The sequence below is a fragment of the Marivivens marinus genome, from assembly GCF_035969385.1.
Taxonomy (GTDB): Bacteria; Pseudomonadota; Alphaproteobacteria; order Rhodobacterales; family Rhodobacteraceae; genus SELP01.
This window is the reverse complement of record NZ_JAYKKJ010000012.1, coordinates 34,968-60,569: the sequence shown is the minus strand read 5'-3', so window position 1 is coordinate 60,569 and position 25,602 is coordinate 34,968. Positions and strand designations below refer to the sequence as shown.

Genomic DNA, 25,602 nt, shown 5'->3' with positions numbered 1-25,602 from the left:
GATCCTAGACAGAAGGACAGGTTATCTGTTTCGGCGAATCCCGCTAGAAGGCTACCGGTGAGTGTGTGTAGCGCCGGGGTACTTTGGCAATGAAGACTGAGCATAGCTGTTCACAAGAGGTCCAGCATGACGACAAGACGTCGGCGGATCGCATTCAAAAGATGCTGGCAGCCCATGATCGGGCCGTGTTGAACACTGCGGCGCAAACCGCTCGCACCCTTCCCTTTGAAATGGCCGAGACCCGCGCAACACAGTGACTTGGCCTGACGGCTATGGATGCTTGACAGGGCGGACGCGTAACGTCATGACGCCGGGAACCCTGCCATAGCCGCCGAAAGGAAGCCCCATGTCCGATGACCGTCTCATCGTGGCACTTGATGTGCCGAATGCGATTGCGGGGATGGAACTGGCCGGGCGGCTGGGCGATGCGGTCGATTTCTACAAGATCGGGCTTGGGATGCTGACCGGAGGCGGGCTGGCGCTTGCCAATGAGTTGAAGCAGGAACACGGCAAGCGCATCTTTCTTGACATGAAGCTGTTCGACATTGGCGCAACGGTCGAGGCCGCGGTGCGCGGGCTGGCCCAGTTCGATCTGGATTTCCTGACCGTGCATGGCGATCCGCATGTGGTGCGCGCCGCCAAGGAGGGGGCCGCCGGATCTGACCTGAAAATCCTCGGCGTGACCATTCTGACCTCGTTGGAGCGGGAAGATCTGGACGCGTCCTGTTACAAGGACGGGTCGGTGGCCGATCTTGTGACCGAACGTGCTGCCCGTGCAATGGACGCCGGGGCCGACGGAATTATTTGCAGCCCGCAGGAGGCGGCCCTTGTCCGCGCCCTGCCCGAGGCCGAAGGCAAGCTGATCGTGACACCGGGTGTCCGCCCCGCAGGCGCGGCCCTGGGGGACCAGAAGCGGGTGATGACCCCGGCAGAGGCCATCGCGAATGGCGCTGATCACGTTGTGGTTGGTCGCCCGATCTGGACCGCGCCCGATCCCGCCGCCGCCGCGCAGGCGGTTCTGGCGGAACTCAGCTCTCCTCAGGCGCAGCGGCCGAATTCCTGATCTTTGGTTCTGAGAATTTGCGGTGGTTTTTCCCCTGAATTCGGAACGCCCTGCCACCTAACCTGATCCAAGGGGTGCCCCTTCGCGCCCCAGCCGACCAGCTGCCACGTTTTCCCGATATTGGATGCGTTCCCGGACACTGGTAAGGCATCCTGCCCGGTGGCAATGGTGTCCCCATCCCACCGCCACCGGGCAATTTTTCAGTCGTTGATGTCTTTGTCCCAGATCTTCACTTGCCCGCTGCGCAGGCCAAAGACCTTGCGGAGCGCGATGAATGCGGCGAGCGACAGGATTGCGAAGACCACCAGCGATCCGGCAAGCCCCATTGTGATCCCAACCCCGACGATTGCCCCAACGATCAACGCGCCTGCTGCAAATCCAAGGAAGATATAACCGGGAACGATCACCTCGAGGATGGCGAGCCCGAAGGCCGCCGCCATCCAGACCCACCAGACAGTCCACCAATCGCCGGACATTATTTCGCCCCCCGCAGCATCTTGAACGCGTCACCAAACGCTTCAAGCGCATTGGCCGGAAGGACGATCGTATTGCTGCCCTGCCCATTGCCCAGCGCGTTCAGCGCTTCGACCTGTTTCAGCGCGACCTGATATTGCGCGGCCTCCAGCCCGTTTTCGGCGATTGCCACGGCCACGACCTGAGTTGCATAGGCTTCGGCCTCGGCCTGAATCCGGCGCGCCTTGGCGGTCTGTTCCGCGGCGTAAAGTTCGGCGTCGGCGGCAAGTTCCACCGACCGCTTCTTGCCCTCTGCCTCGGTCACCTGGGCGCGGCGGGCGCGTTCAGCGTTCAGCTGTTGCAGCATGGCCGACCGTGTCGCCTGATCAAGGTTCACGTCCAGCAGTTCGGCGCGGGTGACTTCGATTCCCCAGTCATCAACGATCGCGAAAAGCTGATCCTTGATGGTGCCGGTCAGGGTCGAGCGGTTCGATTGCACCTGATCCAGTTCCATCTTGCCGATTTCAGAGCGCACGATCCCCGCAACGGTGGTCGCAATGGCCGCGTCCACGTCGCGGATTCGGTAGACCGTCTTTTCCGGTTCGATGATCCGGTAGAACACGGATGTTTCGACCTGCACCAACACGTTGTCGAGCGTGATGGCATCCTGGCTCATCGTCGGAAGCTGGCGTTCAAGGATCGAGATCTTGTGCGCTACGCGGTCAAGGAACGGGATGATCAGGTTGATCCCCGGCCCAAGCACCGCCCGCAGTCTTCCGAACCGTTCGACCACGTGCTTTTCGGACTGCGGCACAATCCGCACACCGGCAAGGATGCAAATGATGATAAAGACGGCGAGAAGCAGAAGCACAAGGTTCTGGCCCAAAAACTGCGAAATCATACGTTCGATATCCATTTCAAATGTCCACAAGTTGTTTTGGGAAATCTAATCAGTCGGTGCGGCCATACAATAGCACAACCATGGCATGCGCCGTTGCGGGCCGGTTTTACGCGGCCTGTGTTGCGCGGGGGACTCGGATTCACAGCCCCCCGGTTTCATCCAGCCACAGTTGGAACCTCGGCCCGAAACTGGGCACGATCTTGGGTAGGGCAAAGAAGGTGTCAGGCGTCATCAACCGCCATTCCTGACCTTCATCCCCAAAGACGATCTCTGACCGCGCGGTGTCTGGCAGCGACAGGACAAAGAACCAGACCCGCGCCTGCGCGTTGTGGGCTGCGTTGAACCGCCGTTTCCAGCGGAGTGATGTTTCATCGACGGACAATCCGAATTCTTCGCGGATTTCCCGAAACAGCGTTTCCTCTGGCGTTTCCGCGCCTTCCCGTCCGCCGCCGGGAAAATCCCAATGACCGGGCCAAGGAATGTCGGGGCGATTATCACGCCGGTAGACCAACAGGTGTTCCCCGATGAAGACCGCGGCCTTGGCCCCGTCGAAGGCGTCGATCATTGAACGGGCTCTATGGCGATTTCATCAAAGAATACCCCGGAAACGGGTGATCCATCCGGTGCGATCTGGATCGCACTAAGTGGAATGCCAAGGTCGGGCGCAAAGGCCTTTTCAAACACCATAGGTTGCATCCCGGCCAGTTCCAGCCGGTCCTGAACCCGCCAGACCGTGTAGGTGCAGTCGCCGATGGTCGCGTCACCCAACCCGCTGATCCGCGCGGTATAGGTGCCCCCGTTCGCCTCTAGCCCATCGGACAACAGCGTGACGGGCGTCGACCATTCCCGATAGCCCGGCAGACTATCAAGTTCGGCCGTGTCGCGGTCATAGCGCAGTTCCAGCGTTCCGCCCGACCCGATCCGACGGGACACAGTCAAACCGTGGGAATAAAAGGTCGAGACCTCTTCGGGGCCATCGCCACGCGACATGACGCGGGCCTCTGCGATGCCTTCGTCAGTCCGCGTCAGCACGACTGAAAACAGCGGGTCATTGCGGGTCAGCCGGATGCCTGTCGCCAGGTCTTCGGCTGTCGGGCAGCGGTCCTGCGCGGCGGCGACTGTGCCAATCAGCGTCGCAACAGCGGTCCCCAAAACCCAGTTTCGCATCGGTCGCACCTCTTGCCCATTGTCGTTTCAGGTCTCTGGCTATGGGAACCGACAGGCCGGGGCAAGGGCCGATCAGGACCGTTCCAGCACCTCGACCGCCAGGACGGTGGGCAGGTGCCGGGCCGCTTCGATCCATGTTTCGCCTTCATCGGGGCTGACAAAGACAGACCCGGTGTTGGTGCCGAAATAGACCCCTGCGGGTTCCGCGCGGTCATTCGCCATCGCCTGCCGCAACACGGTGAAGAAACAGGCCTCTTGCGGCAGCCCCTCCCGTTTTGCCGCCCAGCTTTGCCCACCGTCCGACGATTTCCAGACGGCCGCCTTTGCGTCAGGCGGGAACCGACCCTGAGTGTCGCCGTTCAGCGGCAGGGTCCAGACGGTCTGCGGATCACGCGGATGCACGGCAATCGGAAAACCGAAGGTCGAGGGAAGCCCTTCGGTCACGTCGTCCCAACTGCGCCCTCCGTCCGCGCTGCGATAAACGCCGTGGTGGTTTTGCTGATAAAGAACGTCGCCGCCCGGCGCCTGCACCATGTTGTGCACGCAATGCCCGGTTTCCCCATCGCGGGGTGCGGCGGGGTGATCGTGGTGCTGGCAGGCCTCGGCATTGGACAAGCGATTGCGCCGGTCCCATGTCTTGCCGCCGTCTTCGGTGCCAAAGACCCCGGCCGCCGAAATGCCGATCCACATCTTGGCTGGATCAGTTGGGTCGGAAACAATGGTGTGCAGGACAAGCCCCGCCGCGCCGCCGTGCCAATCGGGCCGCGAGGGGTGATCGGTCAGCCCGTCGACCCGCGCCCATGTCGCGCCATTGTCAGAGCTTGCCAAAAGATTGGCGGGCTTGGTTCCCGCGTAAACGGTTCCATGCGCGTACCCAACGGACCAGACTTGCGAAAACTCGTCGCCGAAGGGCGGCTCGGTCGGTTCCCAGCCGATCATCTGGGCGAAATCCGGGTCATTCGCGGCCCAGTCGTCCATCTGGCCCTTGGTCAATTTTGAGAGGGTCCAGGTGTCGCCACCGTCTTCGGATCGCCAGACCCCGGCGCCGAACCAGTCACCGCCGCCACCAGCCCAGATCGTTCCGGTGTCAGAGTCCCCGACCACATGGTTGATCGGCCAGCCGCCACAGAACGGGCCGCGCACTTTGAACTTGGTTCGGTCTTCGTTTCCGTCCAGCAGAAATGCGCCCTTGGTCGTGCCGACCAGAATCGTAACGCTACCCATTTGCTTGATCCTTTCGGTTGCCTGGCTCAGCCTAGCACGGGTTTGAAAAATGCACCGGGAATTTGTAGCAGCCCCACTCCCGCCCGGCGCAGTCGAGTGATAGGGTTTTCCCATGCCCGCAATTTGTCGCGATTGCCTGACCACGTTCGAGGAGGGACGCCGTTGCCCGACCTGCCGGTCGCCGCGTGTGACATCTCACCCCGAACTGTTCGACCTGACCATCGCGCATATGGACTGCGATGCCTTTTACGCCAGTGTCGAAAAGCTCGATAACCCCGAATTGCGCGACAAGCCGGTGATCGTCGGCGGCGGCAAGCGGGGGGTGGTTTCGACCGCCTGCTACCTTGCCCGGATCAAGGGGGTGCGGTCCGCCATGCCGATGTTTCAGGCATTGAAACTGTGCCCCGAGGCGGTCGTGGTGCATGGTCGAATGCAGCGCTATGTCGAGGTATCGCGGCAAGTCCGGGCGATGATGGACGAATTGACCCCCGTGGTAGAGCCGCTGTCGCTGGACGAGGCGTTCATGGACCTGACCGGCACCGCCCGCCTGCACGGCGCGCCGCCCGCGGTCATGTTGGCCCGTCTGGTGAAACGGATGCACGACGAAATCGGAATCACCGGGTCGATTGGCCTGTCCCACAACAAGTTTCTGGCAAAGGTCGCATCGGATCTGGACAAACCGCGCGGGTTTTCCGTGATCGGCGCGGCGGAGACCGGAGAATTCCTGCGCGACAAACCGGTCCGGATGATCTGGGGGATCGGCCCCGCCGCGCAGGAAAGCCTTGATCGGGCCGGCATCCGCACCTTCAACGATCTGCTACGCTGGGAGAAAGACGACCTGATCCACCGGTTCGGCGGTATGGGAGACCGGCTCTGGCACCTTGCGCGGGGGCAAGACCGGCGGCGCGTATCCCCGAATGCGCCGGTCAAATCCATCTCGAAGGAAACCACGTTTTTCGAAGATACGGGCAATACCGACGTTCTGGACGGCCATATCTGGCGTCTGGCCGAACAGGTGTCGGACCGGGCCAAGGCCAAGGGCATGGCGGGGCGCGTCGTGACCCTGAAGCTGAAACGCGCCTCCCACAAGCTGCTGACCCGGCAGCATCAGTTGCACCAGCCAACCCAGATGGCCGACCGCATCTATCGCACCTGCCGGGCGCTTTTGGACCAGCTGGGGGACGAAGGGCCCTATCGGCTGCTTGGCGTGGGGATATCGCATCTTGTCAATGCCTCCGAAGCGGACCGCGAAGGCGATCTACTGGACCCCGACGCCGGACGGCGCACCGACGCGGAACGTGCCGCCGATCTGATCCGCAAGAAATTCGGCAAGGATGCGATCATCAAGGGCCGCGCGTTGCGCTAGGGCCTATTCCGCCGCCATGGGCTGATCCTGATCCGCCGCGCCAATGGCGCAGATTTCACGGATCGCCTGTTCGATTCGCGCCTTGAATAAGGGGTAGTCGGGAAGAAGGGCGATTCGGGCTTCGTCCATATAGAGCGACCTGTCGATTTCCACCTGAATCGCGTGTTGTCCGCGCGACGGACGCCCGTAGGTCTGGCAGATATAGGCGCCCGCAAACGGCATGTTCCGGGCGACCCGGAACCCGGCGGCTGCAAAGGCGGCCTCGACCTGTTCGACGATGTCATTGCTTGCCGCCGCGCCGAACCTGTCGCCCAGCACGACCTGCGGCCGGTCGGCGCCTTGCCGGCCAACGGCATCCAGTGCCTCGCGCGGCATGGAATGGCAATCGATCAGGATCGACTGCCCGAATCTGCCCATCGACTGGTCAAGCAGGGTTTGAAGCCCGTCATGATATGGGCGCCAATGGTTGGCAATCCGATCGTACGCTTCGTCCAGCGACAGTTTTCCGCGATAGATTGGGCGCCCATTGGCGACAACCCTTGGCACCACCCCCAGCCCGCTTGCGATCCGCGGATTGTGGGCGGGACGACGCAGCCCGTCGATCAGCGCCGGGTCGAGTTCGTTGGGTCCGCGATTAAGATCAATGTAGGCCCGCGGCATTTGCGCGGCGATCAAGGGTGCGCCATGCAGTGGAACCGATGAAAAAAGATCGTCGACAAAAGCATCTTCTGAGGATCGGATCGTGTGTTTGTCCAGAATCGCACGATCAAGGAACGCCTTCGGATAGGCATTCCCAGAGTGCGGCGACCCGAAAACAACGCTTGTTTTACGGGACATCGGCAGGAAAAGTCGATACGACTCGCTGTCCAAGGCGGGCTCCTTTCACTGGTGAAGATAGCTTTGAAAACGGATTTTCCAAAAGCCCTTGATCCCCCCCGCGATTCCTTTTAAAGACCGCGCTACCCGACGCGGAACGCCCGCGTCCCTTTTGTTTTGGGGGCGCAGATGGACGGATCGCGAAAGGCAGATGGGCGGTTAGCTCAGCGGTAGAGCACTACGTTGACATCGTAGTGGCCACTGGTTCGATCCCAGTACCGCCCACCATCTATTCACCGGGCTTCCGGGGGCAACCCCGCCAGCCCATGCACGAAACAGGCGCAATCGCCGCGCCGCGACATGAGGAGAAGGACTATGAAAGTTCGCAACTCGCTCCGTTCGCTCAAGCAGCGCCACCGCGATTGCCGCGTCGTGCGCCGCAAGGGCCGGGTCTATGTGATCAACAAGACCCAGCGCCGGTTCAAAGCCCGCCAGGGCTAAGACGGCAGACAGACCGAAAGAATGCCCCGCCTTTGGCGGGGTTTTTCTTTTTGGGATCGGGGGTCAGCCCAACCCGGATTCCCCGTATTTCAGAATGACCGGCACGATCAGATCTTCTTCGTCATCCAGATGGCGCGAGATCATCCGCTGCAATCCCGCCAGGGTCGATTGCAGGTCACCCGCCCGGTCCTGCAGAATGGCCCGGTCCCCTTCCCATACGCCAAGGGCAGCGTTTGCGGCCTCGGCAAAGCCGGACAGGATGCCGTCCAGCGCGTGATGGTCCGCGTCAAGTAGATCGAACCCCTTGATAATACGCGAATCTTTCTGGGCCAGAAGTGGGAAGTAGTGCTGATCCTCGATCATGTGGTGCCCGTGAAGATCGTTGATGAAATGGCTGCCATAGCGGGACAGCCGCGCAGCGAATCTTTGCGGGTCGGCGGTGCGGCCCAATAGCGCTTCGGTTTCGGACTGCATCGCAGCCATCAGCCGCCGGAACATTTGATGACGTTCCAGCCAGAACCGGACAAGCCCGCCAAAGGCCGGATCAGCCTCCCACGCATCCCGCGGGTAGTCGCGCAAAAGCACCTGCAGCGCGTCGGGCAACCCTTGGCGTTGATCGAGTGACAGGTCGTTCGAGGATTCGGAATGCGTCATGCCCCTAGGATATGGTTGCGCGCCGGACATTCCAGACCCGAGACACGCAGAAGGCCGAGCCCGCCGAATCAACCCCTGCCTGAAACTATCCGCGCCCGTTTTTGGCACAGCGGCCGCGCATCGTTCCCTTGGGCACACATCCCATATCGCCCATTTCGGGCGCAGAGACTGCCCGATTTGGTCAAAAAGACGAAACAGCGGCCGAAACGAAGGCGGCACCCAAAGTGACGTTTGGTCAGTTTCCTTTCCCCCCTTGCTAATTTGATCAACAGGAAAAAGGATCACTCCATTGTCGCGCTTGCCGCGAGAAGCAACCGACTCCACGGCCCGGAACGGGCCCAACGATAGGGAGACTATTTCATGTCCATCAAAATGACCCTCAAGGCGTCCACCGCCGCGCTGCTCGTCCTGACCGGCGGCATGGCCTATGCGCAGGCCACGCATCCCGTCACCGGCGAAGCGCTGGCTGACGTGCAGGAATTCACCTACCGCGTTCTGGACGAGCACAGCTCGACCGATCCGGGTCTTGTCGAAGACGTGTCCGGTTCTGAAATCATCCGTGACCTGTTCGAAGGTCTGATGAACCAGGATGCTGACGGCAACCTCGTTCCGGGTGTCGCGACCGGCTATACCGTGTCCGACGACAAGATGACCTATACCTTCACCCTGCGCGACAACGCCAAGTGGTCGAACGGTGATCCGGTCACCGCGAATGACTTCGTCTATGCATGGCGCCGCGCGGCCAGCCCGGAACTGGCATCGCCCTATTCGTGGTACATGTCGCTGATGTCGATCGAGAACGTCGACGCGGTGATCGGTGGCGAAGCGCCGCTGGAAGACCTTGGCGTTGAAGCGACCGACGATCACACGCTGGTTGTCCATCTGTCGCAACCGCTGCCCTACTTCGCGCAGATGGTGACCCATTCGACCACCTTCCCGGTCCATCAGGCCACTGTTGAGGCCCATGGCACCGAGTGGACCAAGCCGGGCAACATCGTGTCGAACGGCGCCTATGTCCTGACCGAGCACGTGCCGCAGGAACGGTCGGTGCGCGAGCGCAACACCATGTATTGGGACAACGACAACACCATTATCGAAAAAGTGACCGCGCTGGTCATCAACGATGAAAACAACGCGCTTACCCGCTTCCTTGCTGGCGAGCTTGACCGGACCGAAGTGCCGGCCGGCCAGTTCCCGCGCCTTCAGGAAGAGCACCCGAACGAAGCCATCAGCTTCCCGAGCCTGTGTTCCTACTACTACATGTTCAACCTGCGTGACGGTGCGCCGGAAGCCCTGCAAGACGCCCGCGTCCGCAAGGCGCTGAGCCTTGCCATCAACCGCGACGTGATCGTGGACAACGTGCTGGCCGGCGGCCAGACCGCGGCCTACACCTTCACCCCGGGCGCGACCGCATCGTTCACCGTGCCGGATGTTCCGACCGCGTCGATGACGCAGGACGAGCGCAACGCGATGGCGCAGGAACTGATGGCCGAGGCCGGCTATGGTCCGGACAACCCGCTGACCACTTCGATCCTCTACAACACCTCTGACGCCCACCGGTCGATCGCCGTTGCCGTCAGCCAGATGTGGAAGCAGACCCTTGGCGTCGAGGCGGAACTGGCCAACATGGAATGGCAGACCTACCTGGAAGCCCGGTCCAACGGCGATTTCCAGATTGCCCGTGGCGGCTGGTGTGGCGACTACAACGAAGCCTCGACCTTCCTTGACCTGATGCAGTCCGAATCCGGCTACAACGACTCCAAGTTCGTCAATGCCGAGGTGGACAGCCTGCTGGCCGAGGCCAAAACCTCGGACGATCCCAACCCGCTTTATACCCGGGTCGAAGAGATCATTGACGCAGAAGCGCCGATCGCGCCGATCTACCACTATGCAAACGTCTACATGATGGATGAGAACCTTGTCGGGTCCTGGCCCGTCCAGAACGTTCAGCAGAACTGGTACTCCAAAGACCTGTATTTCACTGCCAACTAAACGCGCAGTGACCTGAAAAGTCCGCGCCCCCTGTTTTCGGGGGCGCGGATGTCTTTGGCTATTCCCGGAGCCCCGATATGTTTTCCTATATCGTTCGACGGCTGGCCGTGGCGATCCCGACCATCCTTATCCTGATCGTCGTCAGCTTCTTCCTGATGTATCTGGCCCCCGGTGGCCCGTTCAATTCCGAGCGCCCGATCCCGCCCGAGGTCATGGCCAATATCGAGGCGAAATACGGGTTGGATCAACCTATGTGGAAGCAAATGCTGGACTATGTGACCGGCGTTGTTTTCCGGTTCGATTTCGGCCCGTCCTTCCAATACACGGACCGCACCGTGAACGAGGTGATCGCGCAGGGCTTCCCTGTGACCCTGACCTATGGGCTCTGGTCCGCATTGTTCGCTGTCGTCGTCGGCGTGGCGCTGGGTGTCGCCGCCGCGATCAAACATAATACCGCCGTGGACTATACCGCCGTCGGCATCTCAATCGGGGCGCAGGCGCTGCCGAACTTCGTGATGGCGCCGATCCTGCTGCTGATTTTCACCCTTGGTTTGGGCTGGCTGCCCGGTGGCGGCTGGAATGGTGGCCAATGGAACTATGTCATCATGCCGGTAATCGCGCTGTCGACGTCCTACATGGCGTCCATTGCCCGGATCACCCGGTCGTCGATGCTAGAGGTTCTGAATTCCAATTTCATCCGCACGGCCAAGGCCAAGGGCCTGCCGATGCGCCGCGTCATCCTGCGCCACGCGCTGAAGCCGACCCTGCTGCCGGTGATTTCCTACCTTGGGCCGGCTGTCGTGGGCATGATTACAGGGTCGGTTGTGGTAGATATCGCGTTTTCCACCGGTGGCATTGGCCAGTTCTTCGTCAACTCGGCCTTCAACCGCGACTATTCGGTGATCATGGGCATCACGATCCTTGTGGGCGTCCTGACCATCACCTTCAACCTTCTGGTCGATATCCTTTACGCATGGATCGACCCGAAGATCCGCTACTAGGAGGCGCGCAATGTCGATGCAAACCGATACCGCCCCCGCACAGATGGGCGAGATTCAGGGCCGGTCCCTTTGGGCGGATGCCCGGACCCGGTTCTTCCGCAACAAGGCCGCGGTGGCCGGGTTGATCGTTCTGATCTTTGTCAGCCTGTTCGCGATATTCGGCGGCTATTTCGCGAAATTCGAACCCGACTACGTGGACTTTTCCCTGATGGGGGCGCAGGCCTACCGCGGTGTCCCCTCTATCGAAACCGGCCACTACTTCGGGGTCGATATCGACGGGCGCGACCTTTATGCCCGGACCGTGCAGGGCACGCGGATTTCGCTTCTGGTCGGGATCGTTGGCGCCATGGTGGCGGTGATCGTCGGCACACTTTACGGGGCGCTGGCGGGCTATGTCGGGGGCCGCACGGACGGGGTCATGATGCGGACCGTCGATATCCTGATGTCCATTCCCTTCATGTTCGTGCTGATCCTGATGCTGGTTATCTTCGGCCGGTCGATCTTCATGCTCTTCCTTGGGATCGGGCTGATTTCCTGGCTGTCCATGGCGCGGATCGCGCGGGGCCAGACCCTGTCGATCAAGAACAAGGAATTCGTTGAGGCCGCAGTGGCCATCGGCGTCCCGCGCATGACCATCATCCTGCGCCATATCGTGCCAAACCTTCTGGGGATCGTGATCGTCTACGCGACCCTTCTGGTGCCCGAGATGATCATCTTCGAAAGCTTCATCTCCTACCTTGGCCTTGGCATTCAGGAACCCAATACATCGCTGGGCGCCTTGATCAACGGCGGCACGGAACAGATGAACAACGGCACACTGTGGATGTTGTTCTTCCCGCTCTTCTTCTTCCTCATCACGCTTTTCGCCTTTTTCTTTGTCGGCGACGGGCTGCGCGATGCGCTTGATCCAAAGGACCGCTGACATGAGCCTTCTGACCATCGAAGACCTGACGGTGACCTTCCAGACCGGCGACGGTCCGGTGAACGCCGTCAACGGCGTGTCCTTCGGAATCGGCCCCAAAGAGACCCTTGCCATCGTGGGCGAAAGCGGATCGGGCAAAAGCCAGACTGCCTTTGCCGTGATGGGCCTGTTGGCCAAGAACGGCGCGGCCACAGGCACGGTGAACTTCGACGGGCACGACCTTTTGTCGATGAAGCCCGCTGAATTGAACAAGATCCGGTCGCGCGAGATCGGAATGATTTTTCAGGACCCGATGACATCGCTCAACCCCTACATGCGGGTCAGTGACCAGATGGCCGAGGTTCTGATGCTGCATCAGGGCATGTCCAAGGCCGAGGCGATCACCGAGGCAACCAAGATGCTGGACGCCGTGCGCATTCCCGACGCCAAGAACAGGGTGCGGATGTTTCCGCACGAGTTTTCGGGCGGGATGCGCCAGCGGGTGATGATCGCCATGTCGTTGCTATGTCGTCCGCGCCTGCTGATTGCGGATGAACCGACGACCGCGCTGGATGTGACGGTGCAGGCGCAGATCATGCAGCTTCTGGGCGATATCCGCGAAGAGTTCGGGACCGCGATTATCCTGATCACCCACGACCTAGGGGTCGTCGCCGGGTTCTGTGACCGGACCTTGGTGATGTATGGCGGCCAGATCATGGAAGAGGCTCCGACGCAGACCCTGTTTTCCAACCCGAGCCACCCCTACACGAAGGGGCTGTTGAAGGCGGTTCCCCGGCTCGACCGGGATGACGAGATGCTCCAGACCATTGCAGGCGAGCCGCCGGATATGTCCCGCCTGCCCAAGGGCTGCCCGTTCAGCCCGCGCTGCGCGCAAAAGCTGGAAAGATGCCCAGCCGACCGCCCTGCCCTAGAGGTCTTTGACGGCAATCGCCGCCGGTCCTGCCACCTGCCCGTGAAGGAGGTCGCGTAATGTCCGATCAACCGCTTCTGTCCGCCCGCGACGTTTCCGTGACCTTCGATATCCGCCGGTCCGGAAGCTGGCCCTGGACCCCATCCCTGAAGCTGCACGCCGTCAACAGCGTGTCCTTCGACATTGCGCCGGGCGAATGTCTTGGCGTCGTGGGCGAAAGCGGGTCGGGGAAATCCACGCTGGCCCGCGCCATCGTCGGGACGGTTCCCACGTCCGCCGGGCAAATTCTGTTCGATGGTGAAGACCTTGCCGCGATGTCGGCCGATCAGCGCCGCCGACACCGCCGCGATGTTCAGATGGTGTTTCAGGATCCGCTGGCCGCGCTGAACCCACGCATGACCGTGGGCGAGATTATTGCCGAGCCCCTGATCACCCATGAACCCAAGACCCCGCGCGCCGAGGTCAAGAAGCGCGTGGCCGAGATCATGGAACGCGTGGGCCTGCTGCCAAACCTGATCAACCGCTACCCGCATGAGTTTTCAGGCGGGCAATGTCAGCGGATCGGCATCGCCCGCGCCCTGATCCTTCGCCCGCGACTTCTCATCTGTGACGAACCTGTCTCGGCACTGGATGTGTCGGTGCAGGCGCAGGTGGTGAATCTCTTGATGGAGCTTCAGCGCGATATGGGTCTGGCGATGATCTTCATCGCCCATGACCTGTCGGTGGTAAAGCACATCTCGGACCGGATCGTGGTGATGTATCTGGGCACGATCATGGAACGGGCCGAGGCGGATGTTCTGACGACCCGGCCTGAACACCCCTATACTCAGGCGCTGATTTCCTCGGTTCCGATCCCCGATCCGGCATTGGAACGGGCCCGGCCCCGTCTGGTGATCGAGGGGGAGTTGCCGTCGCCCCTGAACCCACCATCGGGCTGCGTGTTCCGCACCCGGTGCCCCAAGGCGCAGAACAGCTGCGCACAGGCCAAGCCTGAGACGATCGACCTTGGCGACGGACACGGCGTCGCCTGCCCGTTCCACAAGGCCGAGGATGTGCTGGCGGCTGCGGGCTAGGGTCTAGCGTTTCGGGCGACGGGGCGGCTCGGACCCACCTGCCTTGCGCGGGCCGGGTTTGCCGCCCTTGAAGCCCGGTTTGCCAGCCGGTTTCCCGCCGGGTTTTCCGGGACGCTCCATTCGATGCGACGGGTCGGATGCCCCTTTGCGGAACGGGGTTACCTCGTCTGCGGGGCGACGTTTGGGGCGGCTGTCGTCGTTGGACCGCGGCTTGCCCCTGGGCTTGTCACCCGATTTCTCCCAAGGTTTTCCGCCACCGGGTTTGCCCGTGGGCTTGTCCCAATGCTTTGCCTTTTCCGGCCGGTCGCCTGCGGGCTTGCCTTTGGAAAAGGGCTTATCCCCCGGCTTTCCCTTGCTGCGCGGCTTGTCCTTGTCCCAGACCTTGCGGGTCGGTTTATCGGCGTCGTCGCGGGGGGCGGGGCGGGGCGTGAATTGGCGGGGCTCGGCGGCAGGCTCCGCCGGGGTGGGGCGGGGTTTGCGTTCGGGTGCGTTGTGCCGCTCCGGTCGGGCCGGACGTTCGGGACGGTCGGGGCGCGGGCCGCGCGCGGCCGGTTTCAGGTCCGGTGCACTGTCCAAACGGCGGACGGTCACGCCTTCTTCAAGTTCGGCCTTGTCGCCAAGCGCCGACAGGAACCTGTCGACGGAGGCCTCGGCCAGTTCGACGAAGGATTCACTTTGTTGGATGCGGATTGCGCCGATGTCATCCTTTTGCAGGTTCCCGGCGCGGCAGAGCATTGGCAGAAGCCAGCGCGGTTCGGCCCGGTCGTCACGGCCAACCGACAGGGCAACCCAGGCGCTGGGTCCAAAGGGCTTGCGTTCCTTGGGCGGCTGTTTCGCATCGGGCGGCGACAGGTCTTCCGGGGCCGAGCGCGCGGCGTGATACTGCCGCAGGTAAGCCGCCGCGATCTTCTCGGGCGAATGAAGATCAAGCAGGCGTGCCGCGAAGGCAGCCTGTGTTTCGGTCGGCTCATCGTCCCATGCCGGGTCGTTCAACAACCGGTCTTCGTCTCTGCGCAGCACGTCGTCCGCGCTGGGTGCTTCGGTCCATTCGGCGGTGATCTTGGCGAATTTCAACAGGCGCTCTGCCTTGTTTGCCAATTTCGGCGGTACGATCAGGGCCGATGTCCCCTTGCGACCGGCGCGGCCCGTGCGACCCGAGCGGTGCAGCAACGCTTCGGAGTTCGAGGGGAGTTCGGCGTGGATCACCAGTTCGAGGTTGGGCAGGTCGATCCCGCGCGCGGCAACATCGGTTGCCACGCAGACTCGCGCCCGACCGTCGCGCATCGCCTGAAGGGCATGGGTTCGTTCGCTCTGGCTCAACTCGCCCGAGAGGCTGACCACCGAGAAATTCCGGTTCGCGAGACGAGCAGCAAGGTGGTTCACAGCCGCGCGGGTGTTGGCGAAGATGATCGCGTTGCGGGCATCGTGGAACCTAAGAAGGTTGAAGATGGCCGATTCAGCGTCGTTCGGGGCAACCCGGATCGCCTGATAGGAAATATCGGCATGCTGGGATTTGCCAGAGACGGTCGTGACCCGAACCGCATCTTTCTGGAATTGCTGTGCCAGCTTGGCGATCATCGGCGGCACGGTGGCCGAGAACAGCAGTGTGCGCCGGTCTTCGGGGGCGGCGGCAAGGATGAATTCCAGATCTTCCCGAAACCCTAGGTCGAGCATCTCGTCCGCCTCGTCCAGAACGACAGCCCGCATGGCCGAAAGGTCGAGCGAATTGCGCTGGATGTGGTCGCGCAGGCGGCCGGGTGTTCCGACAACGATATGCGCGCCGCGTTCAAGCGCGCGCCGTTCATCGCGCATGTCCATCCCGCCGACACAAGAGACGACCCGTGCCCCGGCCTTGGCATAAAGCCAGCCCAGTTCGCGCATTACCTGAAACGCCAATTCGCGGGTGGGTGCGACGACCAGCGCCACCGGGGTTTCCGGACGGCCAAGCATTTCGTCCTCGCCCAGAATGCTGGGCGCGATGGCGAGCCCAAAGCCCACGGTTTTGCCCGATCCGGTTTGTGCGGACACCAGAAGGTCCGCGTGCTCGAGGCCCGGCGCGGTCACGGCCTCCTGCACCTCGGTCAACTGGTCATAGCCACGTTCGGCCAGTGCATCGGAAAGGGTCTTGATCATGGGAAGGGGGTATCCGTCAGCTCTCGGGCGCACCATGCGCCGCTTTTTCTGCCGGTCATCACAAGGGGCAGAGTGGCCCTCCTACTGCGAGACGGCGCAAATGTATATGCGCAATCTTTGCATGGAAGCCATGACGGGGCGGCGGGTCTGGCCCTGTTTGGTTAACAAATCCTGCCACGGTCGCACGGGGCCTTTCCCCTCCGGAAAGGCGGTTCTGCGATTGTCCCCGCAATCCGACCGAACCCTCCCTTCATGAAAGGACGCCGCATGTGGAGCGACAAGACACCCTCCCTTGAGTTGCCGCTGATCCTGCCGTCGCAAGCGCAGAAACACGTCACCCACAACGAAGCCCTGCGCATTCTGGATGTCGCAAGCCAATTGGCCGTGTTGGACGCACCGACCCCAACCCCGCCAGTCGGGCCAACAACCGGCGACTGCTATCTGGTCGGGGCCGGGGCGACCGGGGACTGGGCCGGACAGGACCAATCCATTGCACAATGGACCGGCACCTATTGGGATTTCATTCCGCCCAAGGCCGGGTGGCGGGCCGATGTTGCGCCGACCGGCGCGGCATGGCGCTTTGATGGCACCCAGTGGGAACCGGCCGGGACCTATGTGGATCAACTGGGGGTGTCGACGACAGCAGACGCGACCAACCGCTTGGCTGTCCTATCAGAGGCATCGCTGTTCACCCATGACGGCGCGGGCCACCAGATGAAGATCAACAAGGCGACCGCCCCCGATACAGCAAGCTTTCTTTACCAGACAAATTGGTCGGGACGCGCCGAACTGGGCACGATCGGGTCTGACGATTTTTCGGTCAAGGTCAGCCCGGATGGAACCAGCTGGGTCACCGCCCTGTCCTTTGACGCAACCGACGCCACCGTTTCGGGCCAATCCGTGCAGCAAAGCCCAACCGACACAACACCCGGACGGTTGATGCGCGCCGACTATGGCTATGGCCCTGGGAACCTTTTGGGCACAGTGTCAGAAGTTGCGGGTGTTCCGACCGGTGCGGCGTTCGAATACGGCGAGAATGCCAATGGTCGCTATGTCAGATTTGCGGACGGCACGCAGATGTGCTGGCACAGGCAAGCGGCAGTATCGTCCGGCTGGGCCACCTGGGCGTTTCCTGCGATGTTCGTCGACAACAACTACGCCCAGACGATCATGCCCAATCCGGGCTTAAGCCCCCGCTGTTGTGTCACCGGCGCAAAAAGCTCTACCGCAGTGAACTTTGCGGTCTTCATCCCGACCACGGGAACCCAAAGCGCCGTGACGTGCGACATGTCGGTAATCGGACGCTGGTTCTGACCCTGTCAGCAAAAATCTGGAAGGACCCAAAGATGATGCATATCGAACTGGCGCCGGTGCGTCACAATGAACCGCTCACCGTCGAGAAAAGCGGCGATGCCCTGATCCTGAACGGAGAGCTGCTCGACCTGACTGGCATTGCCGAGGGAGAAACCGTGGATATAGACGAGTTTGACTGCAAATGGCTCGCCTCTGCTGTGCGTCGGGAGGCCGGACAGCTGTATCTTCGCCTCGTTCTACCACACGGGCCGGAGGCAGGCGACGCGACGCGCTACCCCGACCCCTTGCTTCTGGACAGCGACGGGCCGGTCAACCTGCCAGCTTACTAATCCAGCAACCACAACCATTGCGTGAGGGGAAATCCGCCGAGTTTTTCCTCTCTGCGCGGGTAGACATGCAAGCGTCGCTGGCCTATCGCTGTGCCCTACAGTGTGTTTCAGAGGCGTTTAGATGGGCCTGTTTTCGCTTTTCAGGCGACCGAACGGCGCGCTTTCTTCATTGAAGGAAGCAGCGGACGAAGCCGTAGACCCGGCCGAGAACATTGGCCGGGAGCAAGTTGTTGATGCCGCCCCCCCGGCCCCTTTGGATGACGCGCTGGTCAGGCTTGTCAGACCACATCTTGACCCCGATCACTATGTTCAGTCGGCGGCGCGCGCGGGCCACGAACTCCCGCAAGGGGCGAGTCGCGACGACCTTGTGGAACATTACCTGCGGCACGGTTGGAAGGACGGCTTGAGCCCGACCAAAGACTTTGACCCCGCCTTCTACCTTACCCAATACGCCGATGTCCGCGCGTCTGACGACAACCCGTTTCTGCATTATCTGAAGGACGGCCAGACCGAGGGCCGGATTCCGCGCGGCGCGACGGCGGCCGAAATCGCGCTTGCAGCGCGGATCGTCGATCCGGCGTTTTACCGATACCGCTATCGTGACCTTGATGGATCAATCGATCCGGTCGAGCATTTCGCGACGTTCGGCTGGCGGGAACGGCGCGATCCGAATCCGTTCACGCTCTTGCGGTTTATTGCCCGCGCCTATGACATCGACGCACTAGCATTGACCGAGCTGGCGAACCGCCTGAACGGCCCGGTCTTCCACAACCCGCTCTTGCGTCGCCCGACGACCCTGAGCGATATACGATCCGCGCTTGCTGAAGGCGATGAGGCATTGGCAGAGCTGTTTCTTTTCGATGTTGCGGCCTATTCAGCCGCGCAACATGACGTGCTGAGCCAGTCGCCGCATCATCCTGTCGCGCATCTGTTCTATGACGGGCTGTTCCAGAACCGGCTTCGCAACGGCCAGCACCTACATCGGCTTTTGGTCCCGGTCGAGAGCTTCGTAAATGACTATGAACTGCTGATCGCGCAGGACGAGCCGATTGCTGCAACCGGGTTCTCCGGGTTACGCCTTGCCCGACCGGAACCTGAGATTGGCGCCGACCTGACCGACACGGCCCTTTCCATCGGGGTCGTCTTGTACCGAAACCCCCGGTCAGAGATAGAACGCCTTGTCCGTTCGGTTCAGTGCAATGCCAATGGGGCCGCGTTCCGGACCACGCTTTGCATCTTCGACCACACCCCGGAAGGTTCGGATCTGAACTGGGTGTCTGATCTTTGCCCCGATGTTGACCTGCACATTGAACGGCACCCCGACAATCCCGGTTTTGCGCTGGGGCACAACGGATTGATGGAACACGCATTCGGATCGGGTGCTACGCACTACCTTGGCCTGAACCCGGACGGATACCTGCTGCCGCGTGCGGTTGAACAGGTCCTCCGGTTCGCGGTTTCGCGTGGCCACCCCGCCCTGATCGAGATGGACTGCGAACCGGTTTCGCATCCGAAATGGTATCACCCGGTAACAGGCGAAACCGAATGGGTATCTGGCGCGGCCTTCCTGCTGGATGCGGAAACCTACCGCCGGACCGAGGGCTTTGATCCGGCATTTCCCATGTACTGCGAAGACACCGATCTGTCCTTTCGTGCGCGCATGGCCGGGGTAAGGCTGTATGTATCGCCAAGAGGCCGCTACTATCACGACACAAGCGGGCGGACCCACGCGCCGGAAGACTGGCGCACGGGACGCATGATGGTGGGAACGTGGTATCTATGCATGAAATGGGGGAATACGCAGCGGGCCCGATTGGTGCGGTCGGAAATGCTTCGGCAGGGATTTGACATTGATGACCTGCCGCCAGCTCCCCCGTCTGTTTCGAATATTCCGGACCAGATTGCGGACCTGATGCGCAAAGAGCGCTTTGCCCATTCCAGGTTCTGGAATGCCTGAGGAGCGGACGAAAATGACAAAACCCGCTTCGACCGGACCGACGGGCCGCAGCGCCAAACGCGCACCCAAGGCCAAGGGTGCCGGGCCCCTTCCCAAGGCAATGAAGGCAGCGGGGCCTTCGCCGGCCACGGACCTGCCGCAAATAACAGTCGGCGTCCGGTTTCATGACGTCGACCAAATGCCACTTCTGGAGCGCTGCCTGCAAAGCATCGCCGCGCAAAGCGGTGTCTTCGTACATGTGCATGTTGCCCTTCAGGGGTTCACCAAACCCGAAGTCGCCGCCAGCCAGGCCGTCGCACTTGCCGCCCTTGACGGATCCGGGTTCACGGTCGAGATCGACAACCTGCCCAATCCGCGCAATCTGGATCTGCGGTCGCGCCTTCTGAACCTGATCGTCGATCGGCACTATGCACGCGGCGTCTCTGATTTCCTGTGCTTCATCGACTTCGATGATATCTGGTTCCAACATGCCCTGCAGGTCCTGGTAGAGCCGCTGCGTATGGCGAATTTCGCGCTGTCCTATGCCGATATTCATTGTGCAGACGTCTACTATGACGATGGACAGACCTACCTGCGCGACGTGAAGGACGTTTTCCGGATCAGCCAGAAGACCAAGCGGGACCTTTTGCGCGGAAACTTTCTGCCGCTTCACAGCTATATGTTCCACACGGGCCGCATTGACCGATCCCTTCTGCGGTACGACGAAACCCTAGAACGGCTGGAAGATTTCGATGTTCTTCTTGCCGTCGCACGCCAACATCCGTTCAGCGGCCTGCACCGCGACCGGCTGATCGGGTTCTACAATTTTTATCAGACCGAGTCCGGCGGCCTGAATACGACCCAAAGCGTATTCACGACCGCCAGTTCAAACCGAAATGACGACCGCTGGACCGAAGCGACGCGGACAATCATTTCGCGTCATGCCGGGGCGGAATGGCAAGAGTTCTGGGGCGAAGAATGGCGAATCTGACGGCGCAGGCCAAAAGGGACATTCCATGAAGAAAGTGATCACCTTCGGGACCTTTGACCTATTGCACGAAGGTCATCTGCGGATCCTGCAACGGGCGCGCGCCGAGGGCGACTACCTGATCGTTGGCGTCTCCAGCGACCAGCTGAACGACCGCAAGGGCAAGCGGACAGTCTTTCCCGAAGCGCAGCGGCTGGCCTATGTGGCGGACCTGAAATACGTGGACGAAGTGTTTCTGGAAGAGTCGCTGGAACTGAAGGACGATTACGTCAAGCGGTTCGATGCCGACCTGCTGGTCATGGGGGACGATTGGGCCGGGAAGTTTGACTGGGTCAGTTGCGATGTCCGCTACCTACCCCGGACCGAAGGCATTTCATCCACCCTGATCAAGACCGAGATCAAGCAGATGACCCGCTGTGGCCGCGCGTTGTTCGGGGATACCTACCTAGACAAACATATGGATTGCGCGCTGACCATCGTGAACCAGCTGACAGCGCGCAACGTGGCCCCGATCCTGACCAAGGAAAACGCCCTGCCGCGCAAGATCGACGCCGATGTTCTTGTATATTTCAACAAGCCGATCAATGCGCCCTTCCCCGAATACGACGAAAACAAACGGGTCCTGATCGACCACGGCGCCAGCCATCTGAAATGGTTTCTGGGATCACGCGAACGGTTCGATTTCTTCGACGTGATCCTGACAGCCGGCCCGGACCACGTGCGTGCACTACAGGCAATATTCGATGGGGACACAAATCTGGGCAAGGCGCGGGCCGCCGGGTTCATCAAATCCGAAGACCTGCTGTCAGCCCCAAAGATGACCCGGGAAGAGGTTTGCGCCCATGCGAACCTGGACCCTGACAAGCCGATTATCCTGTTTGCGCCGACCTGGCACATCACCGCCAACGACGACATCATCCGAGCGATCGAAGAGGTCCAGAAGATCGACAACCACGTGGCGTCGTTCCATCCGGAAACAGCGCATCTTCCCGTCGGCGACCTGAACACCGTTCGCAATATCAACGGAATCACGACCGAGTTGATGAAACACGCCGATGTGGTTGTGTCCGACCTGTCTTCGACCATCTACGAGGCGGCGGCACTGAACAAACCGGTCGTTCAACTGCTGCTGAAGGAATACCCGGACAATACGGCGACGCTCTATGATCTGCCCCTGTCGGCGGGCACGGCGGAACATTTCTGCGGTGGCCTGCCCTGTCGCCCGGAAGGGCTTGTCGAGGCAATCAGCCAGGCTGCGTCCGGTGACCCCGCCACCCGTGCCATGATGTCAGCCTGCAAGGATCGAATCCTTGCAGGAACCTATATCACCGCCGAGGCGACAGAAACGATTGCGGACCAGATCACGCTGATCTGCGAGGAAAAACGCAAGCCGCCCCTTGCCGGGGTCAGCGCGGCACCGGAACAGTCCAAGACGCCGCGCTATCGGCGCAACCTGTTCTTTGCCAAGAACCGCCTGATCGGCCACGGCGGCGGCAACTTCAACGGTCATCACGCCTCCAACAGCCGCGAGGCGATGGAGGCCGCGCTTGGCGCAATCAACATCGTCGAACTGGATTTCTGCATGGGCAAGGATGGGTTGATCATTGCCCATGACACCTTTGAGCCCCGCTATGGTCTGGAAACCGGATTTGGCGATACAAATGTCGATGCCTTCCTTGCAACGCGGTTTGACGATGCCCTGACACCGATTGGCGTCCAGGAGGCGGTGCGCCGGGCCACCCGTACGGGCAAGGCACTGGTCTGCGATATCAAGCCGACCAGGGACGCCTACAAGGAAGTCGCGCAGGAACTACGCCGCGTGATCGAGGAACACGGACAGATCGATCAGGCGGTGATCCAATGCTATTCGGTCGATGATTTCACCGAGGCCATGCGGCTGGGGTTCAAGCGCGTCATGTTGCCCGCATGGAAGTTTTTCTACCGCAATCCGATCGGGCCGGAGGTGTTCGATTTCTATCGCCGCTGTATCGAAATCAACGCCGATGCGGTCTGGGGTCTGTCCCTGCCCTACATAAACAAGCACATGGACGGCCCGATCATCGACCATCCGGATTTCATGCGTATGTATGCCTTCTGGAAGCGGATATTCATCCATGGCGCGCCGCCAGAGGAATACCCCCGCATTCTGCGTATGAACGCCGGGCTTTTCGCGGACAGTATCGACCGCAAGGTCGAATTCAAGGACATCCCAAATGGGTTCAATTGGCAGCGCTACCTGTTTCTGAACCGGGACCTGATGGCGGCCGACCGGGTCACAGAGGTGGAAGCGATCCAGCATTACCTGCGGTTTGGGCAGGCCGAAGGCAGGCCCACGGACTATAACCTGCCCGAAGGCTTCAATTACTCAGGCTATATCAACAAGAACCCCAAACTGCGCAAATCAAGCATCAATGCGTTTGACAGTGCCGCGGCACATTTCACACGATATGGGTCCAAGGAAGGTCTGGAGACCGGGTAGATGTGGATCTCGTCGATCGAAGAAGCGGCAGAGCTTGCCTTGAAGGGCAACGAAGCCGCCATGACCACCTATGGACCCGACTTCGGCGCATTGGCAAACGACCCTGCCGCGCTCGAGGACCTTGACCTTCTGTCGCTTCAAACACAGCTGGGACCAATTCCACTGCTGAAGAACGGCGCGAACAATTACTGGGACAGGGCGCATGAAGCTCGCGCCTTTCGTGCCGCGGGTTTCAAGATGCTGGGGGTCGACGTTGACCGTTTTCTGGTCATCCGCGAAACGGCCGGGTTCGCGGCAACCCGCCCCGAATTCTCTGCGCTCAACACCGCGCTTGTGTCCATGGCGGACGGTATGAACACCGCCGCAGCCGACGGTTTCTTCATGATTCCGGACCTTGGCGGGCCGTTCGAAACCCATCTTCGTTTCTTCGACAGCCATCCCAACATCACGTTCTATCTTCAGACAGCCCTTCATCTTCTGGAAGGCCTGGGCCTCGACGTCACGATTCCGGATCTGAAGATTCACCAAAGGGATTATGCTGGCGATCTGGCGGCACGTTTTGGATCGGCCGCCGCCCCGACCTGCTTTTTCCAAAGCCCGTTCCTCGAATCGGAAATCGCGGCGGACCCAGGCCGAAACACAGGCCGAACGCGGACATTCGAAAATCCCGCGGCGGCCAACGATGTTCATCTTGTCCTGATCGGCGATTCCCACGGCTACAGCGGGCTGTCTGGGTTGCTGTCCTTCTTTGTCAGACGGCTGACCTACTTCTGGGCCTCGCGGGCCAGCAAATACGGTGGCCTTGCAGACCAACTCCACACCACAATCCGCACTGCCGATTTCGTGATTGAGGAAAGCGCCGAACGGTTCTTCCTGCGCAATTTCAGCAAACCAGCATCGAACGTGACCGGCGCGGAATGACGCTATCGAAGGCCGGCCAACCCCTTGAGGCGCCCGCCTTCGCCCAGATTGCGAGCCACAAGCGCGTCGACAAAAACGTTATCCTCGAAAACGAATTTTTCCAGACCTCGGGACAATCTGTCTGACCCAAGTTCGTCCAGAAGGCGCGCCCAACGTGACTCTCCCTGTGCGACGGGCCCCTTGTTGGTATTGCACGCAACGATCTCTGGACGAGCGCCCCAAAGCGTTTCGACATCGTCCTCCAAGGGCGACAGATCCTCGAAATCGTAGACCGCAGACAGCTGATCAACGTTAAGCATCGCCGCCTCCAGAAGGGCGGTCAGATCATGGCGGGCGTCTTCCCGGCGCCGTTCAAGTCGACGCAGGGCGAAATAGGTCATTGTCCGGTTCGCCCACGCAAGACGGATACGCTGCTCAAGATCCTCGTCAGGATTGAAGAAGAACATCTCGGCCGGTTCGGTCAGGGCCGCGTGGATTGCGTGATTTGTTATCGGGCCGCTCATGTCGACCTGTTCCCGGATCTTGTGGCGCATGTAGAAATAGAACGACGCGAACCTCTCTTTCGGATCACGGATCACGGAAAACGCAAACGGCGGGGGCACCATCGCTTCTAGACCATCCCAATGAAGATGACCGGAATGAAAATCATAGCCCGCTGGAAAACTTCCGAGACTGGTAACCTGCGACTGTAGCCGAAGGGGGGAAATCCGGTCTTCGCCACAGATCGCACCGATGGCATGATGAATCGTTTGCCCAGCGGTCTTTGGAAGGTGAAGAAAGACGATGGGTTTCACGCGCGCCCGCTCATTTCTGTCGTGCTTGTTCCCGCAACAATCCTGCTACCCGCAACATCTTGATCAAATACTACAGATTCGGTGTGCCATGACTTGCGCAGGTCCTGCAAGTCGACTGGCAAAGCGCGGTTCACCAGGTAATGAGACCGAACAGGTCAGGGCCGAACCGGGGCAGCCTATTGATCGTAGCAGAGAGAGTTCCGCCGAATTTGTCGGCTGATTGCGCCGCGAGGGAAATTTAACCCAGTGCGAGCACGAGATATCCAATGGACAGGCCAAGGCACATCGGGCCGTAGATCCATTTGTCGTTTCGCGCAAACGGCTGTTGCGGGGTAAGCCACCGCCACCAGCGTGTGTAGGCCAAGACGCCCCGCACGCCGAAAACAACCGTACAGGCCCAAAGGACCGTTTGCCGCACCATCCCGCCGCCCCACCACGGAGCCGAAGCCGCAAACAAAAGCCCCACCACGACCAGCGAACAAGGGATCGGGCCGGGCATCCGGGTCGCTTCGCGAAACCCGACCACCGCAGCGACCATGCGCCGTTCGTCCCTCAACGGGAACCAAAGCCCCAGCGCCCACATCAGATGGATCGCCGCGATGACGATACAGCAAGACGACAGGACAAGCGCGAGAATCGACATGCCCCAGCCTATACCGGGCCGG

General features: G+C 61.0%; 25 protein-coding genes and 1 tRNA gene. 16 read left to right on the top strand and 10 right to left on the bottom strand.

Translation table 11 applies throughout. The features are described from left to right. The first annotated feature begins 89 nt into the window (after positions 1 to 89). Both U3648_RS15905 and pyrF read left to right on the top strand, forming a co-directional pair. Positions 90 to 257: a hypothetical protein gene (locus U3648_RS15905; RefSeq protein ID WP_420860212.1), complete on the top strand. Its 168-nt coding sequence runs from the start codon at positions 90 to 92 to the stop codon at positions 255 to 257. An 89-nt stretch (positions 258 to 346) separates the two neighbouring features. Further along, entirely contained in the window at positions 347 to 1,063 is a 717-nt protein-coding gene (gene pyrF, locus U3648_RS15900; protein ID WP_420860211.1) for an orotidine-5'-phosphate decarboxylase, read from the top strand. Between the two features lie 200 nt (positions 1,064 to 1,263). Here pyrF and U3648_RS15895 read toward each other — a convergent pair whose 3' ends face one another. From U3648_RS15895 to U3648_RS15875, 5 genes are all read right to left on the bottom strand, one after another. Further along, positions 1,264 to 1,539: an NfeD family protein gene (locus U3648_RS15895; RefSeq protein WP_420860210.1), complete on the bottom strand. Its 276-nt coding sequence runs from the start codon at positions 1,537 to 1,539 to the stop codon at positions 1,264 to 1,266. Then, a complete protein-coding gene (locus U3648_RS15890; protein WP_420860209.1) occupies positions 1,539 to 2,432 on the bottom strand; it encodes an SPFH domain-containing protein in 894 nt (297 codons plus the stop codon). Before U3648_RS15890 ends, U3648_RS15895 begins: the two co-directional genes overlap by 1 nt. 124 nt (positions 2,433 to 2,556) lie before the next feature. Further along, complete coding sequence (locus U3648_RS15885) at positions 2,557 to 2,982, bottom strand: NUDIX hydrolase (protein WP_420860208.1); 426 nt, start codon at positions 2,980 to 2,982, stop codon at positions 2,557 to 2,559. Beyond that, positions 2,979 to 3,584 (bottom strand): hypothetical protein, encoded by a 606-nt coding sequence (locus U3648_RS15880; protein WP_420860207.1) that lies wholly within the window; start codon positions 3,582 to 3,584, stop codon positions 2,979 to 2,981. Before U3648_RS15880 ends, U3648_RS15885 begins: the two co-directional genes overlap by 4 nt. A gap of 72 nt (positions 3,585 to 3,656) precedes the next feature. Then, a complete protein-coding gene (locus U3648_RS15875; RefSeq protein WP_420860206.1) occupies positions 3,657 to 4,808 on the bottom strand; it encodes a beta propeller repeat protein in 1,152 nt (383 codons plus the stop codon). Positions 4,809 to 4,920: 112 nt separating this feature from the next. Here U3648_RS15875 and U3648_RS15870 point away from each other — a divergent pair, with 112 nt between their 5' ends. After that, positions 4,921 to 6,174: a DNA polymerase IV gene (locus U3648_RS15870; RefSeq protein WP_420860205.1), complete on the top strand. Its 1,254-nt coding sequence runs from the start codon at positions 4,921 to 4,923 to the stop codon at positions 6,172 to 6,174. A 3-nt stretch (positions 6,175 to 6,177) separates the two neighbouring features. On the opposite strand, the gene U3648_RS15865 is transcribed toward U3648_RS15870, so the two are convergent. Beyond that, positions 6,178 to 7,044 carry an N-formylglutamate amidohydrolase gene (locus U3648_RS15865; protein WP_420860204.1) on the bottom strand — a complete coding sequence of 289 codons (867 nt, stop codon included), beginning with the start codon at positions 7,042 to 7,044 and terminating at the stop codon, positions 6,178 to 6,180. A 159-nt stretch (positions 7,045 to 7,203) separates the two neighbouring features. Here U3648_RS15865 and U3648_RS15860 point away from each other — a divergent pair. Together U3648_RS15860 and ykgO are read left to right on the top strand one after the other, a co-directional pair. Next, positions 7,204 to 7,278, top strand: a tRNA-Val gene (locus U3648_RS15860). Positions 7,279 to 7,365: 87 nt separating this feature from the next. Continuing rightward, positions 7,366 to 7,491 (top strand): type B 50S ribosomal protein L36, encoded by a 126-nt coding sequence (gene ykgO, locus U3648_RS15855; RefSeq protein WP_010141322.1) that lies wholly within the window; start codon positions 7,366 to 7,368, stop codon positions 7,489 to 7,491. Between the two features lie 63 nt (positions 7,492 to 7,554). Here the strand turns inward: ykgO and U3648_RS15850 are convergent, their stop codons facing one another. Continuing rightward, positions 7,555 to 8,145, bottom strand: a complete 591-nt coding sequence (locus U3648_RS15850) for a hemerythrin domain-containing protein (RefSeq protein WP_420860203.1) — start codon at positions 8,143 to 8,145, stop codon at positions 7,555 to 7,557. Positions 8,146 to 8,505: 360 nt separating this feature from the next. On the opposite strand from U3648_RS15850, the gene U3648_RS15845 reads away from it, so the two are divergent. The 5 genes from U3648_RS15845 to U3648_RS15825 all read left to right on the top strand — a co-directional run bounded on the left by U3648_RS15845 (position 8,506) and on the right by U3648_RS15825 (position 14,043). Next, entirely contained in the window at positions 8,506 to 10,137 is a 1,632-nt protein-coding gene (locus tag U3648_RS15845; RefSeq protein WP_420860202.1) for a peptide ABC transporter substrate-binding protein, read from the top strand. Between the two features lie 77 nt (positions 10,138 to 10,214). Continuing rightward, entirely contained in the window at positions 10,215 to 11,138 is a 924-nt protein-coding gene (oppB, locus tag U3648_RS15840; protein ID WP_420860201.1) for an oligopeptide ABC transporter permease OppB, read from the top strand. Between the two features lie 10 nt (positions 11,139 to 11,148). Further along, positions 11,149 to 12,060 (top strand): ABC transporter permease subunit, encoded by a 912-nt coding sequence (locus tag U3648_RS15835; RefSeq protein WP_420860200.1) that lies wholly within the window; start codon positions 11,149 to 11,151, stop codon positions 12,058 to 12,060. A gap of 1 nt (position 12,061) precedes the next feature. Next, the gene (locus U3648_RS15830; RefSeq protein ID WP_420860199.1) at positions 12,062 to 13,030 is read left to right on the top strand and encodes an oligopeptide/dipeptide ABC transporter ATP-binding protein; all 969 of its coding nucleotides are present in this window, start codon (positions 12,062 to 12,064) and stop codon (positions 13,028 to 13,030) included. Beyond that, positions 13,030 to 14,043, top strand: a complete 1,014-nt coding sequence (locus U3648_RS15825; protein ID WP_420860198.1) for an oligopeptide/dipeptide ABC transporter ATP-binding protein — start codon at positions 13,030 to 13,032, stop codon at positions 14,041 to 14,043. The genes U3648_RS15830 and U3648_RS15825 overlap by 1 nt, the downstream gene beginning before the upstream one ends. Before the next feature lie 3 nt (positions 14,044 to 14,046). Here the strand turns inward: U3648_RS15825 and U3648_RS15820 are convergent, their stop codons facing one another. Next, entirely contained in the window at positions 14,047 to 16,176 is a 2,130-nt protein-coding gene (locus U3648_RS15820; protein WP_420860197.1) for a DEAD/DEAH box helicase, read from the bottom strand. A gap of 252 nt (positions 16,177 to 16,428) precedes the next feature. Here U3648_RS15820 and U3648_RS15815 point away from each other — a divergent pair, with 252 nt between their 5' ends. From U3648_RS15815 to U3648_RS15790, 6 genes are all read left to right on the top strand, one after another. Beyond that, positions 16,429 to 17,490 carry a DUF2793 domain-containing protein gene (locus U3648_RS15815; RefSeq protein WP_420860196.1) on the top strand — a complete coding sequence of 354 codons (1,062 nt, stop codon included), beginning with the start codon at positions 16,429 to 16,431 and terminating at the stop codon, positions 17,488 to 17,490. Between the two features lie 32 nt (positions 17,491 to 17,522). Next, on the top strand, positions 17,523 to 17,819 hold the full coding sequence (locus U3648_RS15810) for a hypothetical protein (protein WP_420860195.1): 297 nt from the start codon (positions 17,523 to 17,525) through the stop codon (positions 17,817 to 17,819). A 403-nt stretch (positions 17,820 to 18,222) separates the two neighbouring features. After that, positions 18,223 to 19,776 (top strand): glycosyltransferase family protein, encoded by a 1,554-nt coding sequence (locus tag U3648_RS15805; protein ID WP_420860194.1) that lies wholly within the window; start codon positions 18,223 to 18,225, stop codon positions 19,774 to 19,776. 13 nt (positions 19,777 to 19,789) lie between these two features. Further along, entirely contained in the window at positions 19,790 to 20,746 is a 957-nt protein-coding gene (locus tag U3648_RS15800; protein WP_420860193.1) for a hypothetical protein, read from the top strand. 25 nt (positions 20,747 to 20,771) lie between these two features. Beyond that, on the top strand, positions 20,772 to 23,222 hold the full coding sequence (locus U3648_RS15795; RefSeq protein WP_420860192.1) for an adenylyltransferase/cytidyltransferase family protein: 2,451 nt from the start codon (positions 20,772 to 20,774) through the stop codon (positions 23,220 to 23,222). Beyond that, positions 23,223 to 24,143 (top strand): hypothetical protein, encoded by a 921-nt coding sequence (locus tag U3648_RS15790; protein WP_420860191.1) that lies wholly within the window; start codon positions 23,223 to 23,225, stop codon positions 24,141 to 24,143. A 2-nt stretch (positions 24,144 to 24,145) separates the two neighbouring features. Here U3648_RS15790 and U3648_RS15785 read toward each other — a convergent pair whose 3' ends face one another. Together U3648_RS15785 and U3648_RS15780 are read right to left on the bottom strand one after the other, a co-directional pair. Beyond that, positions 24,146 to 24,748, bottom strand: coding sequence for a hypothetical protein (locus U3648_RS15785; RefSeq protein WP_420860190.1), 603 nt, complete (start codon positions 24,746 to 24,748; stop codon positions 24,146 to 24,148). 427 nt (positions 24,749 to 25,175) lie between these two features. After that, on the bottom strand, positions 25,176 to 25,580 hold the full coding sequence (locus U3648_RS15780) for a DUF3995 domain-containing protein (protein ID WP_420860189.1): 405 nt from the start codon (positions 25,578 to 25,580) through the stop codon (positions 25,176 to 25,178). Positions 25,581 to 25,602 lie beyond the last annotated feature (22 nt).

What these genes read in the sequence shown, in the direction of transcription:
- U3648_RS15830 (WP_420860199.1), top strand. Translation starts at nt 12,062, where the DNA reads ATGAGCCTTCTGACCATCGAAGACCTGACGGTGACCTTCCAGACCGGC.
- U3648_RS15835 (WP_420860200.1), top strand. Translation starts at nt 11,149, where the DNA reads ATGTCGATGCAAACCGATACCGCCCCCGCACAGATGGGCGAGATTCAG.
- U3648_RS15850 (WP_420860203.1), bottom strand. Translation starts at nt 8,145, where the DNA reads ATGACGCATTCCGAATCCTCGAACGACCTGTCACTCGATCAACGCCAA.
- U3648_RS15880 (WP_420860207.1), bottom strand. Translation starts at nt 3,584, where the DNA reads ATGCGAAACTGGGTTTTGGGGACCGCTGTTGCGACGCTGATTGGCACA.
- pyrF (WP_420860211.1), top strand. Translation starts at nt 347, where the DNA reads ATGTCCGATGACCGTCTCATCGTGGCACTTGATGTGCCGAATGCGATT.
- ykgO (WP_010141322.1), top strand. Translation starts at nt 7,366, where the DNA reads ATGAAAGTTCGCAACTCGCTCCGTTCGCTCAAGCAGCGCCACCGCGAT.
- U3648_RS15800 (WP_420860193.1), top strand. Translation starts at nt 19,790, where the DNA reads ATGACAAAACCCGCTTCGACCGGACCGACGGGCCGCAGCGCCAAACGC.
- U3648_RS15845 (WP_420860202.1), top strand. Translation starts at nt 8,506, where the DNA reads ATGTCCATCAAAATGACCCTCAAGGCGTCCACCGCCGCGCTGCTCGTC.
- U3648_RS15815 (WP_420860196.1), top strand. Translation starts at nt 16,429, where the DNA reads ATGAAAGGACGCCGCATGTGGAGCGACAAGACACCCTCCCTTGAGTTG.
- oppB (WP_420860201.1), top strand. Translation starts at nt 10,215, where the DNA reads ATGTTTTCCTATATCGTTCGACGGCTGGCCGTGGCGATCCCGACCATC.
- U3648_RS15875 (WP_420860206.1), bottom strand. Translation starts at nt 4,808, where the DNA reads ATGGGTAGCGTTACGATTCTGGTCGGCACGACCAAGGGCGCATTTCTG.
- U3648_RS15790 (WP_420860191.1), top strand. Translation starts at nt 23,223, where the DNA reads ATGTGGATCTCGTCGATCGAAGAAGCGGCAGAGCTTGCCTTGAAGGGC.
- U3648_RS15820 (WP_420860197.1), bottom strand. Translation starts at nt 16,176, where the DNA reads ATGATCAAGACCCTTTCCGATGCACTGGCCGAACGTGGCTATGACCAG.
- U3648_RS15890 (WP_420860209.1), bottom strand. Translation starts at nt 2,432, where the DNA reads ATGGATATCGAACGTATGATTTCGCAGTTTTTGGGCCAGAACCTTGTG.
- U3648_RS15795 (WP_420860192.1), top strand. Translation starts at nt 20,772, where the DNA reads ATGAAGAAAGTGATCACCTTCGGGACCTTTGACCTATTGCACGAAGGT.
- U3648_RS15895 (WP_420860210.1), bottom strand. Translation starts at nt 1,539, where the DNA reads ATGTCCGGCGATTGGTGGACTGTCTGGTGGGTCTGGATGGCGGCGGCC.
- U3648_RS15885 (WP_420860208.1), bottom strand. Translation starts at nt 2,982, where the DNA reads ATGATCGACGCCTTCGACGGGGCCAAGGCCGCGGTCTTCATCGGGGAA.
- U3648_RS15870 (WP_420860205.1), top strand. Translation starts at nt 4,921, where the DNA reads ATGCCCGCAATTTGTCGCGATTGCCTGACCACGTTCGAGGAGGGACGC.
- U3648_RS15780 (WP_420860189.1), bottom strand. Translation starts at nt 25,580, where the DNA reads ATGTCGATTCTCGCGCTTGTCCTGTCGTCTTGCTGTATCGTCATCGCG.
- U3648_RS15905 (WP_420860212.1), top strand. Translation starts at nt 90, where the DNA reads ATGAAGACTGAGCATAGCTGTTCACAAGAGGTCCAGCATGACGACAAG.
- U3648_RS15810 (WP_420860195.1), top strand. Translation starts at nt 17,523, where the DNA reads ATGATGCATATCGAACTGGCGCCGGTGCGTCACAATGAACCGCTCACC.
- U3648_RS15785 (WP_420860190.1), bottom strand. Translation starts at nt 24,748, where the DNA reads ATGGTGCCCCCGCCGTTTGCGTTTTCCGTGATCCGTGATCCGAAAGAG.
- U3648_RS15825 (WP_420860198.1), top strand. Translation starts at nt 13,030, where the DNA reads ATGTCCGATCAACCGCTTCTGTCCGCCCGCGACGTTTCCGTGACCTTC.